A 16,149-nucleotide genomic window follows, 5' to 3' on the forward strand; every position below is an offset into this window, starting at 1 on the left:
CTCGCGTGATTGGAGGCAGCACTCGGTGTTACGCCTTCCAACACGCGAGTTACGCCTTTGATCACGCGGTTTTCGGCACCGCGATCAGCGCTTCGACCTCGACGACCAGCTCGGGCTTCGCCAGCGCCGCCACCACGACGAGGGACTGGGCGGGCCAGTCCGCGTCCGGGTACCAGCGGGTGAAGGTCTCGCGCATCGCGGTGCGGAACCCGGCGAGGTGCTCGGTGCCGGAAAGCATGCTGAACACCTTGACCAGGTGTTCCGGTCCGGCGCCCGCGGCTTCGAGGAGCCGCTCGAGGTTGGCGAGCAACGCCCGGGTCTGGGATTCGGCGTCGGGTCCGGCGAGCTCGCCGTCCGGTCCGACGCCGATCTGACCGGACACGACGACCAGTTCGTGATCGGCGGGAACGCGGACCAGATGGCTGTACGGGCCGATCGGCGCCGCCACGGTCTCCGGATTCCAGCGCTGGATCATCGGTCCCCTTCTCTCGTCCGCTGAGGAAAATCGTCTCCAAGGTACCGATGATTCCGCCCCGCGCCGGGAGTCTCACCTTCGACGACGACTACTGGAAGGACTCCGGATGCCGGATTCAGGAACGAAGACCGAGGTCTGGCCGCTGATCCACGCCGAGCGGGCGGCACTGGCGGACGACCTGGCGGAGCTCACCGAGGAGCGGTGGGGGACGCCGTCGCTCTGCGAAGGGCTGACGGTACGCGAGGTGCTCGCGCATCTGACCTCGGCCGCGAGTCTCACCCCGCTGCGGTGGATGGCGGGCGTGATCCGCTGCCGGTGGGATTTCGACAAGCAGGTCGCCATGCGCCTGGCCGAGCAGCTGGGGGACGACGGCGCCGAGACACTGGAGCGGTTCCGCGGCGTCATCACCAGCACGACGAAACCGCCCCTGCCGAAGATGGCGATGCTCGGCGAGACGATCGTGCACGGCGAGGACATCCGCCGTCCGCTCGGGATCCGCCGCGATCACCCGATCGACGTCCTCACCGCGCTGGCCGGGTACTACCGGGGCTCGGACATGGTGGTGGTGGCGAAGGGACGCATCGGCGGGCTCCGGCTGCGAGCCACCGATGGCCCCTTCGACACCGGGACCGGGCCGCTCGTCTCGGGCACGACCTTGGCGCTGATCATGGCCATGACCGGACGGGCGGCCTACCTCGACGAACTCGACGGCGACGGGGTCCCGGCCCTGCGGAAGCGCGTCCTTTCTCAGGACTGAGACTCGAGGGGCAGGCCCGCGCCCGCCCAGTCCTCGATGCCCTCCCGGTACTTGCGGACGTCGGTGTAGCCGAGGGCGGTGAGCCGGTCGGCGACCTGGCCGCTGTTCGGGCAGGCGGGGTTCGAGCAGTAGGTGACGATGGCGGCGCCACGATCGGGCAGCACGGTCGCGGCGTGCGCGTCGACATCGGCGAGAACCAGGGGAACGGCGCCGGGCAGATGCTGCTTGGCGTAGTACTCGCCACCCAGTGCGTCGACCACCGTCACGGTTTTGGCGTCGATCGCGGCCTTGAGTTCGTCACGGGTGATGAGTGCGGTCATGTCGCTACCTCCAGTTAATCGGACTATAGTCCGGATGTGCCTCACGACCATAACGGACCGCAGTCCGCTTCTGCAACCTCGCTGGAACTTCTGCGCACGCCGCCGCCCAAGGAGCGCGCCGACGCGGCGCGCAACCGGGCCGCGATCCTGGACGCGGCGGCGGCGTTGTTCGCCGAGCACGGCGTCGAAGCGGTGTCGATGGATCAGGTGGCGGCCGCCGCGGGAGTGGGCAAGGGCACGCTTTTCCGCCGCTTCGGTGACAAGGCAGGATTGGCCGTCGCCTTGCTGGACGCGCGGGAACGCCTGCTCCAGGAAGGGATCCTGCACGGCCCGCCCCCGCTGGGGCCCGGCGCTCCGCCGGTCGAACGGCTCGCGGCCTTCGCCGACGCGTACGTCGACTACGTGCTCGAACACCTTCCGCTGGTACGGATGTCGGAGACCGCCGCGCCAGGGGCGCGTTATCGCATCGGGGCCTACCGGTTCTGGCACCGGCACGTCGCGATCCTGCTCGACGGCACGCCCGACCCCGAGCACGCCGCGCACGCGCTGCTGGCCCCGCTCGCCGCCGAGCATCTGACCGCGTTGCTGCCGGAGCTGGGGGAGGACCGCGTCCGCGCCGGGATCGCGCGCCTGTGGCGGTCGGCCGGATCCCAGTAGGGTGGCGGGCGAGGACCCCGGGAGTGTGTCGATGATGGTGGAGAGCCGGAGGACGGCCGGGCAGGCCGTGCCGGTGCTGCTCGCCGCCGTGCTGACCGCGCTCGGCCTGCTCTTCGCGCTCCACTCGGGTGGTTCCGCTTCGGCGGACGAACCGCGCGGGGCGAACGCGACGATCGACTCCTCGGTCTCCAAGGCCGTCGCGCCGGTGCGCGCCGCGGGCAGGCTCGCCGCCGAACCCGCCCTCCTGGGTGTGCACGGTCACGGTGACCTTCCTCTCTTCGGCACCGTCCCGCACGGTCCGGCGTCCACGACGCTGCTCCGCCTCAGCGAACTCCACGAAGACGTCACCCCTCCCTCGCGCACGGCGAACCGCCTCGCGCTGGGGGATCGCGCTCCTCCTTTCCCGGCAGCCCTCTGAAGCTGACGGGCGCGTAGCCGCGTGCCCGAACCGGGAAACCACCAAGGAGAACTTCGTGCCGCGCGAAACCGCGCGGCGAGGCATGACCGGGCGAGCCGTCGTCTCGCTGGTCGTCCTCGCCGCGACCGTGTACCTGTTGCTGACCACCGCCCCGAGACTGGGGCTCGATCTGCGTGGTGGCACGCAGATCGTGCTGGAGACCAAGGATTCGCCCACCGTCACCGCCGACGCCGAGACCACCGACCGGACACTCGAAGTGCTGCGACGTCGGGTCGACGCGCTGGGCGTCGCCGAGCCGATGCTGGCCCGCTCCGGCGACAACCGGATCATCGTCGAACTGCCAGGCGTCCGGGATCCACGCGAGGCCGTCGAGGTGATCGGCCGCACCGCGCAACTGTCCTTCCATCCCGTGCTCGCCCCCGGCACCGCGGATTCCCGTGTCCTCAACGACGAAAGCGGGCAGCCGATCACCCTGGGGCCCGCCGCGCTGACCGGCGAAGGCGTCGACGAGGCACTCTCGTCGGTCGATTCCCAAGGTGGCGGCTGGCTGGTCTCCGTCGACTTCAAAGGCGACGCCGGCCGTGCCTGGGAGCGGCTGACCGGGCAGGCGGCCTGCTCACCGCCGGGTGATCCCACCCGCCGGGTGGCGATCGCGCTCGACGACAAGGTGATCTCGTCGCCGCAGGTGAGCCCGCAGGTCGCCTGCGGGGTCGGGATCGTCGGCGGGAGCACGCAGATCACCGGGCGGTTCTCGCCCGCCGAAGCCAAGGATCTGGCGCTGCTGATCAACGCCGGCGCGCTGCCGACGCCGGTCGAGATCATCGAGCAGCGCACCGTCGGGCCCACGCTCGGTGCCGCCGCCATCGACGCCAGCGCTCGCGCCGCCGTGATCGGCCTGGCGCTGACCGCGCTGTTCCTGCTCGCGGTGTATCGCCTGGCCGGGTTGATCGCCGTGGGCGCGCTGGTGGCGTACGCCGCCGTGTCCTACGCCGCGCTGCTCGCCGTCGGCGCGACCCTGACCTTGCCGGGGCTCGCCGGGTTCGTCCTGGCGATCGGCATGGCCGTCGACGCGACCGTGCTCGTCTTCGAACGGGCGAGAGAGGAACACTCCGTCAAACGGGGAGGTTCACTGCCGCGGTCGGTGGGCCGCGGGTTCAGCGGGGCGTTGTCGGCGATCGTCGATTCGAACGTGACCACCCTGCTCGCGGCGGGCCTGCTGTTCTGGCTGGCGTCCGGCCCGGTGCGCGGATTCGGAGTGACGCTGTCCATCGGTGTCGTCGTGGCGTTGTTCATCTCGCTCGTGTTCACGCGTCTGCTGCTGCACCTCACGATGCGGGGCGTGGTCGCGCGGAAACCGCGGCTGTCCGGGCTCACCCACGAAGGCCGCGTCCGGCGATGGGTGAACCGCCGTGATCCAGGCTTCCTCGGGAAACCGAAACGCTGGCTGATGGTGGCCGGTGCGGTCGTCGTCGCCGCGATCGCGGGATTGTTCGTGGCGGGGCCGAATCTCGGCGTGGAATTCACCGGTGGCCGGGTCGTCGAATACAGCACCTCGGTGCCCGCCGACGTCGAACGGGTCCGGGACGCGGTCTCCGACGCCGGATTCCCCCGCGCCGTCGTGCAGACGTCCGGGGAGAAGGACATCTCCGTCCGCACCGAACCGATCGACGAGGACGCCACCGAACGGATCCGGACCGCCGTCGCCGGGGTCGCGGGCGACGCCACCGAGATCCGCGACGAGCAGATCGGCCCGAGCCTCGGTGCCGAGCTGCGCACCAAAGCGATGATCGCGCTCGGCCTCGCGGTGCTGGCGCAGCTGATCTACCTGGCGGTGCGGTTCGACTGGCGGCTCGGCGTGGCCACCGTGGCCGCGCTCGCGCAGGACGTCCTGATCATCCTCGGGATCTTCGCCTGGCTGGGCAAATCCATGGACGGTGTCTTCCTCGCCGCGCTGCTGACGGTGATCGGCTATTCGGTCAACGATTCGGTGGTGGTCTTCGACCGGGTGCGGGAGGTACGGGGGCAACGCCGCAAGGAGCCGTTCTCGCGGGTCGTCGGCACGGCGGTGCTGCAGACGTTGCCGCGGACGATAAACACCGGGATCGGGGTGCTGTTCGTCCTCGGGGCGCTGCTGTTCCTCGGGGACGGATCGCTCGCCGACTTCGCCCTCGCGCTCCTGCTCGGTCTCGTCGCGGGCACAGTGTCCACAGTGGCCACTGCCGGCCCGGTCGCGATCCTGCTCGACAAGCGGTGGCCCGGGGCGGGACGTCCGGCCAGGAAGGCGTCGCCCGCGCGACAGCGTGACGACAACGGCGCGGTGGTGTGATCGACGTTCCTTTGTGGACCGTCGCACCCGGTCCGGCCTCTAAACTCGTTCCCGGTGGCAGGGGAGTCCACCGGGAACGAGGGGCGGGAAGATGATCCAGAGCGTGCTCGTCGGCGCGGTCGTCGTGCTGGTCTGGACGATGACGGCGGCCAGGCTGGAGCGGTGGCAGATCACCGCGCCGATGGCGATGGTCGCGGCCGGGCTGGCGATCGGGTTCACCACCCGTAACGATCTCGGAAACGGGCTCAACACCGAGATCGCGCTCAACGCGGCGGAACTGATCCTCGCGTTGCTGCTGTTCGTGGACGCCACCGCGGTCAAGGGCGGCTATCTCGGGCACGACGCCAAGACCGCGGTGCGGCTGCTGCTGATCGCGCTGCCGCTGACGATCCTGATCGTCATGGGCGTCGGCCTGCTGGCGCTGCCGGGTCTCGGCTGGGCGGCGGTCCTGCTGATCGCCTGCATCATCGCCCCGACGGATTTCGCGCCGGCGACGTCGGTGGTGCACGACGTCCGGGTGCCCGAACGCGTGCGGCACCTGCTGAACGTCGAGAGCGGCTACAACGACGGCGTCGTCGCCCCGGTTTTCATCTTCGCGCTCACGCTCGCGGGGAGTCACCACCAGGCGGACACGCCGGGGGAGGCGCTCCAGACCGCGATCCCGGCGGCGTTGCTGGCCGTGCTGGTGGGCTCCGTCATCGGCGCGCTGGCCGCGGTGGCGATGAACGTGACGGCCAGGCACGGCTGGTCGACCCGGCATTCCGCGCGGGTCGCGGCCGTCGCCCTGCCGCTGCTGACCTACACCGCGGCCGTCGCGATCGGCGGCAACGGCTTCGTCGCCGCGTTCATCTGCGGGATCGCCTACAAGACCGCCCGGCATCCGAGCGAAGACGAACTCGGGCTCGCCGGGGACGTCAGTTCGCTGTGCGGGCTGTTGATGTGGTTCGTGTTCGGCAGTACCGCGGTGCTGGTGCTGTCCTTCGGCCTCACCTGGGGGATCGTGCTAGTCAGCGTCGTCGCGCTGACCGTCGCGCGGCTGATCCCGGTGCTGCTCACCTTGCTGCGGACGGACTTCCGGTGGAAGGACCGGATGACCATCGGCCTGCTGGCCCCACGCGGCGCGGCGTCGATCGTGTTCGGCCTGCTCGCCTTCAACTCGCTCGAAGGGGACGCGGCGGACGTCGCGTTGAGCGTGATGGCGGTGACCGTGCTGCTGAGCGTCGCCGCGCACGGTGTCGGGGCCTCGGCGTTCCTGAACCGCAAGTCGAAGAGGCACTGACCTCGCTGGTCAGCCGGCCTCGGGTGTCGCGAAAGCCACTTTCGGGACATCTGACGTCGCGAAAGTGGCTTTCGCGACACGCCTCGGCTTGTGGTGGCGGGGGTGACCCCGGTCAGCCGCTCATCGCCTTCCTGATCGCCGCCTCGAGCTCCTTCACGTGCTTGGAATCCATGCCGCCGTAAGTGAAGGTGTTCATGTCGACCTTGTCGGCGTACAGCGGGACGTCCTCGACGACGGCCTTGGAAGCGCCTTTCACGTCGAAGACGAGTCTTCCCGGCTTGAACGCCGTCGGCGGGATGTTCGTGATCCCGCTGATCTTCTCGACGGTGAACGTGTGCTTCTTGTTGTTGAGCCCTTTGACGGCGGCCTTGATGGTGACCGTCCGGCCGCTGAAGCTGATGGAACGGCGTCTGGCGTGGATGTACACGAACCCTCCCCTGGGCGCGGAAGAAGGCACTCTACGAGAGTGGAATCGGCCGGGGCGGTGGCCGTTCCCGAACCGTTACCGGTTCAGTTGCCCGCGGTCTCCACGTCGCCGACGGTCAGATCGTGCGGTGCCGCGCTGTTCCACAACGCCTCCGCCTCGTCGGCGAAGGTCCGGTACGCCGCGCCGTCCGCTGGCTGCAGCACGAACTTCGGCTCACCCGCGGCCTGGTAGGTGTAGTACTCGGCGAACAGTGCCGAACCGGTGACGACGACCCCGGTGGCGATGGGATGCGCGACGAGCCGGACCGCGAGGTCGCCGCCGGTCGAGCGTTTCAGTTCGGCCAGCACCCGCAGCGTGTGGAGGACGCGCTCCCGCGCGCTTTCCGGGGACCGCACGGCGTAGTAGCGGGAGGCGGCCGTGTCGATCGCGGGGGAATGCGGGTCGATCAGCACGAACCGCATCTTGGCGCCGGCGCGCAACCGCTCTTCGAGCCTGCCGTAACTGTTGTTCACCAGGGTGTTGCGGGCCATCCCGGTGACCAGGAGTTCGTTCGTGCCGTCGATCGCCTCGGCGAACGCGGGGCCGAAGTCCTCGCTGAACACAGGACGGCGCGCCCGCGCGATCCGGTCCGCGGGGGACAGCGGCCAGGGCGTGCCGTCCTCCCACAGCCGCTCCGCCTCGTCGGCGAAGTGCCGGTACCAGGGAGCGTCCTTCGGTTCCACCGTGAACACCGGCGCGGCTTCACCGGTCGGCCGGTATTCGTAATGCTGGACGCAGATCAGCCCCCGTTTGCCCGATACGTCGAGACAGTTGAAGCCCGCGGACGAGATCCGCGACGACACCCGGATCTCCAGTCTGCCGCCGGCCCTGCTCTTCAAGGAGGTCAACTCGTCCAGCGTCGCCAGGATCCGCTGCCGAAGCCGACCCTGTCCGAGGCTCTGGGAGATCCGGCGATCGGCGATGGCGACGAGCTCTTCGTCGGTCGGATCCAGCACCAGCACCCGGATCCGTCCGCCCGACTCGAGGATCGACCGGATGTCACCGCGCATACCCTGCACGGTCCTGGTCATCGAATGGCCGATGAGCAGGATGTCGAAAGCCGCCGCACGCCGGGAGATGAGATCCGCGGGGAATTCCGGTTCGAAGAACGACGCCGCGCCGCCCCGGTTGGCGTCCCGGACCTGCTCGGTCAGCCGCCGCGAGCGGATCTGGGAGAAGGCGAGCAGGGCCAGCAGCGCCGTCACCACGGACGAAAGCGTTTTGACGTCCGAGATCCCGGTCGCGCCGAGGACGGTGAACGCCAGTGCGACGGTGCCCAGTACGTACAGATCCAGGTTGTCGTCGGTGATCACGCGCGCCAGTGCCCGCCTGATCCGTCCACGCTCGCCCGCCACTGAACTCCCCTCGCCGCCGGTTCCGTGGTGACAGTATCGGCCGGAGCGCTGGCGTGTCCGGGATTCCTGACATCGATGGCATCGTCGAACCAAGCGATACGAAGCCATTTGGCTCAATCGTTTGTCTGGTCCAGTCCAGTTATGTCTACTAACGTAGAGGGATGGAGCTGGAACTGCGCCACCTGCGCATCATGTGCGCGATCGCCGAACTCGGGAGTATCACCAAGGCGGCGAACACGCTCGGAATGGCGCAGCCTGCACTGACAGCACAACTGAAGCGCATCGAACGGACCCTCGGCGGGAAGCTGTTCCTGCGCGACCACACGGGCACCCGGCCGACCGCGCTCGGCCTCCTCGTCCTCGACCGGGCGAAGATGGTGCTCCCCGCCGTGTCGTCGCTGCACGACGAGGCGGCACGGCTCGCCCAGCACGCCGGTACCGGCGAGCCGGTGACCCTGCGGCTCGGTTCGGCGACGGGGCCGATGCTCGGGGCGCTCCTGCAGCGTCTCGGCACCACCCATCCCGACATCCATGTCGCCACGCATACGTCGTGGTCGGCCAACAAACTCGCGGACATGACCGCCGAGGGCGCGCTGGACTTCGCCTTCGTCGGCGTCTGCGGTGACGCCGCGCCACCGCCGGAGCCCGGCCTCCGCTGGCGGACGCTCGCGCATCATCCGGTGTTCGTGCTGATGTCGGCGCGGGACGAGCGCGCGCAGCGGCCCGAGGTCGAACTCGGCGCGCTCGCGAACGAACGGTGGTGCGCGACGCCGGGTGACGGCTGTTTCGGCGACTGTTTCGCCTCCGCCTGCGCGAGATCGGGGTTCACGCCGCGTTCGTTGTACGAAACCGACGTGCTGACCTGCATCGAGATGGTCGAATCGGGACACGCGGTTGTGCTGTGCCAGCCGTTGTTCCACGAGATCCCCGGTATCGTCGCGGTCCCGATCGCGGGGAATCCGCTGAGCTGGCGGAATCTCGTCGGCTGGTCGGAGCGAGGGGAGATGGGGCCCTTCGCCGCGGAGATGATCGCCCTGTCCCGCGCCGTCTACGGCGAGCTGATCGACCGGCGGCCGACCTACTCGAAGTACCTGGAGTTGAACCCGGGGTACGGCGTGGACTACACGGACGCGGGAATGCGCTGACCTGCGCGGAAGTGGTCGAAAGGTCCAGTCCACTGGGTGGATATGACCTAAATGGTATGTACCATTCATGACAGGTGCCTCGTACGGTCTGGAACGAGATCTTCTTCCGGAACGCGGTGAGGAAACGCCTGAAATGAACCGAAAGATCGTAGCGGCCGCCGCGGCGGCCCTGACCGGCGCGGGCCTGGTCACGGCCATCGCGCTGACGCCGAGCGCCAGCGCGGGCCAGCACGTGTCGGCCGCCGACCAGGTCCAGTCGGAGATCGTCGCCGCCTTGGCGCGTGACCTGAAGATCAGCCCGGATCAGGCAAGGACGCGCCTCGCCGTCGAGCAGAAGGCCGCTAGCGCCGACAGCGACCTCAAGTCCCGGCTCGGCTCGTCCTACGCCGGATCCTGGCTCGACGCGGCCGGGAGCACGTTGACCGTCGCGGTCACCGACGCGGCGCTGGAGGGTGTCGTCCGTGCGGCCGGCGCGACCCCGAAGACGGTCGCGCGGAGCGCCGCGCAGCTCGACGCGGCGAAGTTGTCGTTGGACACCAAGGGAACCAGTGCGCCGAAGACCGTGCCCGGCTGGTACGTCGACGCCACCACGAACTCCGTCGTGGTGCTCGCCAACGCCGGTGGCGAGGCGGCTGCGAAGTCGTGGGCGACCGCGGCGGGCGTGAGCGCCGACGCGGTGCGGGTCGAGACCAGCGCCGAAAGCCCGGTCCCGCTGATCGACGTCATCGGCGGCAACGCCTACACCTTCGGTTCGGGCCGGTGCTCGATCGGTTTCTCGGTCGAGGGCGGCTTCGTGACCGCGGGACACTGCGGCACCACGGGGACGCGGACGTCGAACCCGAGCGGGAGCGTCGCGGGCTCCAGCTTCCCCGGCAACGACTACGGGTGGGTCCGCGTGGACGCGGGCAACACGCCGCGTCCGCTGGTGAACCGCTACCCGGGCACCGTGCCGGTGGCGGGTTCGCAGGAGGCCGCGGTCGGTGCGTCGGTCTGCCGTTCCGGTTCCACGACGGGCTGGCGCTGCGGCACCATCCAGCAGAAGAACGCGTCGGTGAATTACCCGCAGGGCACCGTTTCCGGTCTCACCCGGACCAGCGCCTGCGCCGAGCCGGGCGACTCCGGTGGTTCGTGGCTCGCGGGCGACCAGGCACAGGGCGTCACCTCCGGTGGCTCCGGCAACTGCAGCTCGGGCGGCACGTTCTACTTCCAGCCGCTCTCGGAGATCCTGAGCGTCTACAACCTGCGCCTGGTGACCTCGGGTTCGAACCCGCCCTCCAGCACGACGCCGACCACCACGACGTCGAACAACCCGCCCGGCGGAACCTGGGCGGCGGGCACCACCTACGCCGTCAGCGCGACGGTGACCTACGGCGGTGCCACGTATCGGGCCCTGCAGGGCCACACAGCACAGGCAGGTTGGGAGCCGCCGAACGTCCCAGCGCTTTGGGCGCGCGCCTGACCGCCTAGCCGTCCGGGCCACACGCAGGGGTGCGCCCGGACCGACCGCCCCCGACGTCGTCCGTGCGTCGGGGGCGGTCCCTCTTCACGGCGCAACTCGCGTGACGGGACGCGCAACTCGCGTGATTGAAGGCGTAACTCGCGTGATCAGACGCCGCACACGTGAGTTACGCCTTCAAACACGTGAGTTACGCGTCTGATCACGCGAGTTACGCGTCAGTGCAGGACTTTCAGGCCCACGACGCAGGCCACGATCCCCACGATCAGCAGGATCCGGGCCACCGAAACGGTTTCCGCACCCGACCACATGCCGTACGCGACGGTGAGCGAAGCCCCGATGCCGACCCAGACCGCGTAGGCGGTGCCGACAGGGAGATCCTTCATCGCGTACGCGAGACCCACCATGCTGGCGACCAGCGTCACGCCGAAGATCACCGACGGTATCGGCCGGGACAGGCCTTCGGATTTGCCGAGGGCGGTGGCCCACACGGCTTCCAGTACACCCGAAACGATCAGGACAAGCCACGACATGACGCGCTCCCAGAGCGCCGTCTTGTCGCTGGCCGGGTACGGCACCCACTCGTCCGGGGACCTCGTTGAGGAGGTTCCGTCACCAGGATGGCACATCGCCCGCGTGGATCGCCCGCCGGTTTGACGAGGGTCACCACCCGGGCGCGCCATTGTGGACGGTCAGGTCAGCACCTTGGGGGCCGACCACGCCAGCAAACCCAGTTCCAGCACCGAGAATCCGATCAGCGCCCACGCACTCGGCAACCAGATCAGTGCGATCCCGACGAGCAGGATCGGCAGGACCAGCCCGGCGTAAGCCGCCAGGAACAGGGCGGCGAGGACCTCGCCGCGCACCGGCGGTTCGGCGAGGGCGGCGACGGTGGCCACCGAGGCGCGGAAGCCCAGCCCGACGCCGGCACCCGCCACGATCCCGCCCGCTACGAAGAGCCACAGTTGCGACGTCGTCACCGCGATCGGCAGCGCCACCAGCCCGCTCACCATCAGGCCGAGGCCCAGCCGCAGCTGGGTTTTCCTGGCCAGACCGGCGAAAAGCACCTGTGCCCCGGCCGCCGCGAGGAACACGGAGAACGACGCGAGACCGGCCAGCATCCGTGAGCTCTCATGCATGCCTTGCGCCAGCAGTGTCGGCGTCAGCGCCATGAACAGGCCCGTGATCGCGAACGCCGCGAAGGCGCCGATCGCCGCGCCGAAGAAGGCGGGCCGCGCGCTCGACGGCAATGAGACGCGCTGCGGCCGATAGGCGGGCCGTTCTTCGGCGCGCTCCACGGTTTCCGGCACGAGCGCGACGGCGATGGCCGCGGCGAGCAGCAGGACCAGGAAGAACACGAACGGGGTGGTGAGCGGCTCGGCGGAATAGCTCGCGAACACGCCACCGAACAGCGGTCCGAGCGCCAGGCCGCCCATGTTGACGACGGTCGCGATCAGTCCCGCGCGGCCATGGTCCTCCCGGGGCCGGGCGACGGCGCGGAGTTCGGACAAGTGCGCGGTGGCGGTCGCGGTCAGTGCGCCGATGCCCGCGCCGCCGACGAGTCTGGCCAGGATCAGGCCGGGAACATCCGGCCACGCCAGGAAAAGCGTCGCGGAAAGCGCCTGGGTCAAGGTCGCGGCGAGGATCACCCGCCGCCGTCCCAGCCAGTCGCTGACGTGGCCGGCGAGATACAGGCTGCCCATCACGCCGACGGCATACGCCGCGAAGACGATGGTCACGACGTAGGTCGGGAAGCCATCGCGCTGCTGGTAGAGGACGTAGAGCGGGGTGGGGACGGTGGAAAAGGCGAGTGAGGCGGCGTAGGCCGCCGCGATGACCCAGAAACCGCGACCGTGGCTGATCCGCCGGAACGCGGGACGGGGAAGGGCGACGCTGTTCAGCATGTCTCCACTGTGAATCTCCGGATCATCCACGTCCAACGAACAATCCTGGTCACAGTTATCGACGAATGCGATAATCGGAGCTGTGGAAACCCGACAGCTCGAATGCTTCGTCGCCGTCGCCGAGGAGCTCAGCTTCACTCGCGCCGCCCAGCGGTTGTACGCGGTGCAGTCCACCGTCTCGGCGACGATCCAGGCCCTCGAAGGCGAACTGGGGGTCAAGCTGTTCGATCGGTCCACGCGAAGGGTCGAACTCTCCCCGGCGGGGAAGGTGTTCCTGCCCGAGGCCAAGGCCGCGTTGGAAGCCTTCGACAGGGCGCGCGAGGTGGTCACCGATGCCTCCGCCGGCCTGCGGGGCAGCCTTCGCATCGGCACCCTGACCAGCGTCGGCGATCTCGACCTGCCCGATCTGCTCGGCGCGTTCCACCGCCGCTATCCGCTGGTCGACCTGCATGTTTCGGTGTCGATCACCGGGTCGACCGGGCTGGCCGAGGACCTGCGTCAGGGCAGGCTCGACGTCGCCCTCCTCGGCCTGCCCGAATCCGATCTCGCCGGGCTCGACACCAAACTGCTCGGTTCGGCGCCGTTCGTCGCCCTGCTGCCTGACGGCCATCGGCTGAGCGGACGGAGGGCGTTGACCTTGGCGGATCTCGCGGGCGAGTCGTTCGTGGACAATCCCCGCGGCTTCGGCAACCGGGTGGCCCTGGACCGTGCTTTCGAGGCGCTCGGAGCGCCGCGGCGGGTCATCGTCGAGGTCGCCGACCTGCGTGCCGTGCCGTCCTACGTCGCGACGGGGCTCGGCGTCGCCGTCGTGCCCGATCTCAAGCTGCTCGCGGGGGTCCGGACGATACCGCTCGACGAGCCTGCCCTCACCTGGCCGCTGACCATCGCCACCCGGGGAGAGCGGCCGCCGAGCCGGGCCGCCCGGCTGCTGCTGGACCTGGTCGACGGCGGGGAGTTCTCCCTCGTGATGCCCAGCCGAGCCTGAGGTCAGCCCGTCAGCAGCGTGCGCGTGGTCCTGGCCACCAGGTCGACGGTGCGCGGCGGGGGTGCCTCGCCGCGGTCGAGATGCCGCCGCACCGCCGCGTACGGGAGGTCGACGAGGGCCAGCATCAGCTCATCAGTGTTCCGGCCGGTCAGCGGGCGAAGCCGCCGTAGGACCTTGGTGATCGCCGCGTCGAGGCGCTGGTTGGCGGCGTCCACGCGGGCGCGGTCTTCGGCGCTCCAGTCGTCGACGCCGAGCGCGCTGGCGCCGCCGTAGAGCAGCTTCCCTTCGGCGGGATTGGCGCGGCACCAGCGGACGACCTGCGCGGCCGCCTCGACGGCGGCTTCGGTGACGGGTTCCTGTTCGAGTGCTTCGAGGTATCCCTGCTGGAAGCGGGTCACCGTGCGGAGCCAGACGGCGGCGAGCAGCGCCGGGCGACCGGGGAAACGGTGGTAGATCGACCCGCTCGGCGCGCCGACCTCGCGGGCGACGGCCGACATGGTCACCCCGGCGGCCCCTTCGGTGGCGAAGATCCGCACGGCGGCGTCGAGGAAGTCGTCGGCGGTGTGCCGCGGTGGCCGTCCCATTTTCAGAGACTATCCTCTACTATGGTTTTAGGGGAAGGTCTCTAGAACTGGGAGGCGCGATGCGCGTGTGGAACAGGCATCATCGGATCATCGACGTGGCACCGGAGCGTGCCGGCGGGCTGATCGATACTCTGTCCACGGACGGAGACCGGCTCTGGCCCGTCGAGGAATGGCCGGCGTTGCGGTTCGACCGGCCGCTCGGGGTCGGCGCCGACGGTGGGCACGGGCCGGTGCGGTATCACGTGGAGTCCTACGAGCCGGGAAGGTCCGTGCGGTTCAGGTTCACCGCGCCCCGCGGCTTCGACGGGTTCCACGAATTCACCCTGCGCACGACGGAAACCGGGGAGACCGAACTCGCGCACCTCATGGTGCTGCGGCTTCGGCACCCGGCATGGTTCACCTACCCGCTGCTGTGGCGGCCGATGCACGACGCGCTGCTGGAAGACTGCCTCGACCGTGCCGAGCGTGAGCTCACCGGCACGGTCGGGAAGCCCGCGCGATGGAGCCCTTATGTCCGGCTCTTGCGGAGCCTGATCTCCGGCAGGAGGCCCTTTCGCTTGAGCAGGAACAAGGTGCCGCCGATGAGCACGACGGCGATCAGGTAGCCCAGCGCCAACGACACGGCGCCGCCGTTCGCGGGCGGGAGCAGCACCCCGAACACGGCGCTGACGACGGCGAGGATCCAGCGCCCGCGGTCGGTCGTCAGGCTCACGGCCAGCAGGGCGACCGTCCACAAGAGATACCAGGGCTGGACGACCGGCCCGAGGACCAGCATCGCGGCGAAGGTCAAGCCCGCGCCGTAGAGGGGGTGTAGCTTCTCGCGATACGTGAGCCACAACAGCCTGGCGCCCACGGCGAGACCGAGGATCGCGCCGATCAGCGAGAACACCTCGATCGCGCTGTCGGTCAGGTCGGCCCCGAAGATCTTGCCGATCCCGCCGACGAGGAAACCGAGTTCGTTGGTGGGGGCCATCCAGCTGTGGACCTGGCCGGAAACGCCGGACAGCACGCGCACCCAGCCGAAGCCGAGTCCGCTGCCGAGCGAGATCGCCGCGGTGACGGCGGCGAAACCGGCGGGCAGCCCGAGCGCGACCGCCACCCGGCCGGCGGGCGTCGCGCGGCGGAACAGGCCGACGCCGACGAACAGCAGACCGGCGACGGCCACGATCTTGATGTTCGCGGCCGCGCTCACCGCGATCACGCCGGCCGCGATCAGTGCGGGCCGGGCCGCGCCGGTCTTCGCCGCGCCCATGAGGACGAGTTCCAGCCCGGCGACCATCAGCCCGACCATGAGGCCGTCGTTGTGCACGCCCGCCACGACGTGCCACAGCACGAGCGGGTTGAGCAGGGCCAGCCACAGCGCGATCGATGGCGATACCCCGACGCGGCGGGCGAGCCGGGGGAGTGCCCACGCCATGAGCACGATCCCGATCAGGCCGAGCAACCGGTGCAGCAGCACCGTCGGCACGAAGGCGTCTCCCGCGACCTGGGCGATCGTGCGGGCCAGCGCGACGAAGGCGGGACCATAGGGCGCGGGCGTGTCCCGCCAGTAGTGACTGACCGCCATCGTCACCGGCGAATCGGCGCCGAGCGCCTCGGCGGGCCCCACGACGTAGGTGTCGAACCCCTTGGCCGCGATCAGGCCCTGTGCCAGATAGCTGTTGATGTCACCGCTGAACAGCGGGCGCGCGACCAGCAGCGGCGCGCACCACGACACCGCGATCCAGTACAGCCGCCGCTCCGGCAGCCCGGCGGCGAGCCGCCCGATACCGAGCCAGGAGAGCACGAGGGTGGCCATCCCGGCGACACCCAGCGCCACCACCAGCACCGAAGGGAGGCCGATCCCGGACGTGACCAGCACCAGTACGGCGATTCCGAGGAAACCCGCCCAGTGCAACGCCGAGATGTTCAGCCCGGTCTTCTCCGGCGCGGGCAAGACGTTCTGCATGCGGCCAAACTACTCCAAGTGCGAAATCCGGTTCGGCCGATCGCACGGTAAACCGGCCCGGACGCTTCGGGGCC

General features: G+C 69.7%; 17 protein-coding genes and 1 riboswitch. Of the genes, 9 read left to right on the top strand and 8 right to left on the bottom strand.

The features are described from left to right. Window positions 1-61: 61 nt before the first annotated feature. On the bottom strand, window positions 62-475 hold the full coding sequence (locus H4W30_RS05610; RefSeq protein WP_192741800.1) for a RidA family protein: 414 nt from the start codon (window positions 473-475) through the stop codon (window positions 62-64). Between the two features lie 106 nt (window positions 476-581). Between H4W30_RS05610 and H4W30_RS05615 the strand changes: the two genes are divergently transcribed. Next, window positions 582-1,232: a maleylpyruvate isomerase family mycothiol-dependent enzyme gene (locus H4W30_RS05615; RefSeq protein WP_192741801.1), complete on the top strand. Its 651-nt coding sequence runs from the start codon at window positions 582-584 to the stop codon at window positions 1,230-1,232. Here H4W30_RS05615 and H4W30_RS05620 read toward each other — a convergent pair. Continuing rightward, window positions 1,223-1,552, bottom strand: a complete 330-nt coding sequence (locus H4W30_RS05620) for a rhodanese-like domain-containing protein (RefSeq protein ID WP_125682618.1) — start codon at window positions 1,550-1,552, stop codon at window positions 1,223-1,225. The two genes, H4W30_RS05615 and H4W30_RS05620, sit on opposite strands and share 10 nt — an antisense overlap. 81 nt (window positions 1,553-1,633) lie before the next feature. On the opposite strand from H4W30_RS05620, the gene H4W30_RS05625 reads away from it, so the two are divergent. From H4W30_RS05625 to H4W30_RS05640, 4 genes are all read left to right on the top strand, one after another. Then, entirely contained in the window at window positions 1,634-2,209 is a 576-nt protein-coding gene (locus H4W30_RS05625) for a TetR/AcrR family transcriptional regulator (RefSeq protein ID WP_192742443.1), read from the top strand. A gap of 31 nt (window positions 2,210-2,240) precedes the next feature. Then, window positions 2,241-2,627 carry a hypothetical protein gene (locus H4W30_RS05630; protein WP_225948779.1) on the top strand — a complete coding sequence of 129 codons (387 nt, stop codon included), beginning with the start codon at window positions 2,241-2,243 and terminating at the stop codon, window positions 2,625-2,627. Window positions 2,628-2,682: 55 nt separating this feature from the next. Further along, window positions 2,683-4,953, top strand: coding sequence for a protein translocase subunit SecD (secD, locus tag H4W30_RS05635; protein ID WP_192741802.1), 2,271 nt, complete (start codon window positions 2,683-2,685; stop codon window positions 4,951-4,953). Between the two features lie 91 nt (window positions 4,954-5,044). Then, window positions 5,045-6,232: a cation:proton antiporter gene (locus H4W30_RS05640; protein WP_192741803.1), complete on the top strand. Its 1,188-nt coding sequence runs from the start codon at window positions 5,045-5,047 to the stop codon at window positions 6,230-6,232. A gap of 112 nt (window positions 6,233-6,344) precedes the next feature. Here the strand turns inward: H4W30_RS05640 and H4W30_RS05645 are convergent, their stop codons facing one another. Both H4W30_RS05645 and H4W30_RS43590 read right to left on the bottom strand, forming a co-directional pair. Then, window positions 6,345-6,659, bottom strand: coding sequence for a hypothetical protein (locus H4W30_RS05645; RefSeq protein WP_192741804.1), 315 nt, complete (start codon window positions 6,657-6,659; stop codon window positions 6,345-6,347). A gap of 83 nt (window positions 6,660-6,742) precedes the next feature. After that, on the bottom strand, window positions 6,743-8,053 hold the full coding sequence (locus tag H4W30_RS43590; protein WP_225948780.1) for a hypothetical protein: 1,311 nt from the start codon (window positions 8,051-8,053) through the stop codon (window positions 6,743-6,745). 161 nt (window positions 8,054-8,214) lie between these two features. Between H4W30_RS43590 and H4W30_RS05655 the strand changes: the two genes are divergently transcribed. Together H4W30_RS05655 and H4W30_RS05660 are read left to right on the top strand one after the other, a co-directional pair. Continuing rightward, window positions 8,215-9,198, top strand: coding sequence for a LysR family transcriptional regulator (locus H4W30_RS05655; RefSeq protein ID WP_034316722.1), 984 nt, complete (start codon window positions 8,215-8,217; stop codon window positions 9,196-9,198). Window positions 9,199-9,331: 133 nt separating this feature from the next. Further along, entirely contained in the window at window positions 9,332-10,657 is a 1,326-nt protein-coding gene (locus H4W30_RS05660; RefSeq protein ID WP_192741805.1) for an alpha-lytic protease prodomain-containing protein, read from the top strand. A gap of 215 nt (window positions 10,658-10,872) precedes the next feature. Here H4W30_RS05660 and H4W30_RS05665 read toward each other — a convergent pair whose 3' ends face one another. Both H4W30_RS05665 and H4W30_RS05670 read right to left on the bottom strand, forming a co-directional pair. Beyond that, window positions 10,873-11,187 (bottom strand): DMT family transporter, encoded by a 315-nt coding sequence (locus H4W30_RS05665; protein WP_225948781.1) that lies wholly within the window; start codon window positions 11,185-11,187, stop codon window positions 10,873-10,875. 11 nt (window positions 11,188-11,198) lie between these two features. Then, a riboswitch (guanidine-III (ykkC-III) riboswitch) is annotated at window positions 11,199-11,267 on the bottom strand. Between the two features lie 79 nt (window positions 11,268-11,346). Beyond that, window positions 11,347-12,558, bottom strand: a complete 1,212-nt coding sequence (locus H4W30_RS05670) for an MFS transporter (protein ID WP_192741807.1) — start codon at window positions 12,556-12,558, stop codon at window positions 11,347-11,349. Between the two features lie 82 nt (window positions 12,559-12,640). Here H4W30_RS05670 and H4W30_RS05675 point away from each other — a divergent pair, with 82 nt between their 5' ends. Continuing rightward, window positions 12,641-13,543 carry a LysR family transcriptional regulator gene (locus H4W30_RS05675; protein ID WP_192741808.1) on the top strand — a complete coding sequence of 301 codons (903 nt, stop codon included), beginning with the start codon at window positions 12,641-12,643 and terminating at the stop codon, window positions 13,541-13,543. Between the two features lie 2 nt (window positions 13,544-13,545). On the opposite strand, the gene H4W30_RS05680 is transcribed toward H4W30_RS05675, so the two are convergent. After that, window positions 13,546-14,127, bottom strand: coding sequence for a TetR/AcrR family transcriptional regulator (locus H4W30_RS05680; protein WP_192741809.1), 582 nt, complete (start codon window positions 14,125-14,127; stop codon window positions 13,546-13,548). Between the two features lie 59 nt (window positions 14,128-14,186). On the opposite strand from H4W30_RS05680, the gene H4W30_RS05685 reads away from it, so the two are divergent. Then, window positions 14,187-14,732, top strand: coding sequence for an SRPBCC family protein (locus H4W30_RS05685; RefSeq protein WP_225948782.1), 546 nt, complete (start codon window positions 14,187-14,189; stop codon window positions 14,730-14,732). Here H4W30_RS05685 and mptB read toward each other — a convergent pair. Next, the gene (mptB, locus tag H4W30_RS05690) at window positions 14,636-16,075 is read right to left on the bottom strand and encodes a polyprenol phosphomannose-dependent alpha 1,6 mannosyltransferase MptB (protein ID WP_192741810.1); all 1,440 of its coding nucleotides are present in this window, start codon (window positions 16,073-16,075) and stop codon (window positions 14,636-14,638) included. The genes H4W30_RS05685 and mptB overlap by 97 nt on opposite strands. Window positions 16,076-16,149: the final 74 nt, after the last annotated feature.

Source organism: Amycolatopsis roodepoortensis (genome assembly GCF_014873915.1).
Taxonomy (GTDB): domain Bacteria; phylum Actinomycetota; class Actinomycetes; order Mycobacteriales; family Pseudonocardiaceae; genus Amycolatopsis; species Amycolatopsis roodepoortensis.

Excerpts from the sequence above, each read along its gene's own strand:
- H4W30_RS05610 (WP_192741800.1), bottom strand. The coding sequence starts at position 475 with ATGATCCAGCGCTGGAATCCGGAGACCGTGGCGGCGCCGATCGGCCCG.
- H4W30_RS05615 (WP_192741801.1), top strand. The coding sequence starts at position 582 with ATGCCGGATTCAGGAACGAAGACCGAGGTCTGGCCGCTGATCCACGCC.
- H4W30_RS05620 (WP_125682618.1), bottom strand. The coding sequence starts at position 1,552 with ATGACCGCACTCATCACCCGTGACGAACTCAAGGCCGCGATCGACGCC.
- H4W30_RS05630 (WP_225948779.1), top strand. The coding sequence starts at position 2,241 with ATGATGGTGGAGAGCCGGAGGACGGCCGGGCAGGCCGTGCCGGTGCTG.
- H4W30_RS05640 (WP_192741803.1), top strand. The coding sequence starts at position 5,045 with ATGATCCAGAGCGTGCTCGTCGGCGCGGTCGTCGTGCTGGTCTGGACG.
- H4W30_RS05655 (WP_034316722.1), top strand. The coding sequence starts at position 8,215 with ATGGAGCTGGAACTGCGCCACCTGCGCATCATGTGCGCGATCGCCGAA.
- H4W30_RS05660 (WP_192741805.1), top strand. The coding sequence starts at position 9,332 with ATGAACCGAAAGATCGTAGCGGCCGCCGCGGCGGCCCTGACCGGCGCG.
- H4W30_RS05665 (WP_225948781.1), bottom strand. The coding sequence starts at position 11,187 with ATGTCGTGGCTTGTCCTGATCGTTTCGGGTGTACTGGAAGCCGTGTGG.
- H4W30_RS05670 (WP_192741807.1), bottom strand. The coding sequence starts at position 12,558 with ATGCTGAACAGCGTCGCCCTTCCCCGTCCCGCGTTCCGGCGGATCAGC.
- H4W30_RS05680 (WP_192741809.1), bottom strand. The coding sequence starts at position 14,127 with ATGGGACGGCCACCGCGGCACACCGCCGACGACTTCCTCGACGCCGCC.
- H4W30_RS05685 (WP_225948782.1), top strand. The coding sequence starts at position 14,187 with ATGCGCGTGTGGAACAGGCATCATCGGATCATCGACGTGGCACCGGAG.
- mptB (WP_192741810.1), bottom strand. The coding sequence starts at position 16,075 with ATGCAGAACGTCTTGCCCGCGCCGGAGAAGACCGGGCTGAACATCTCG.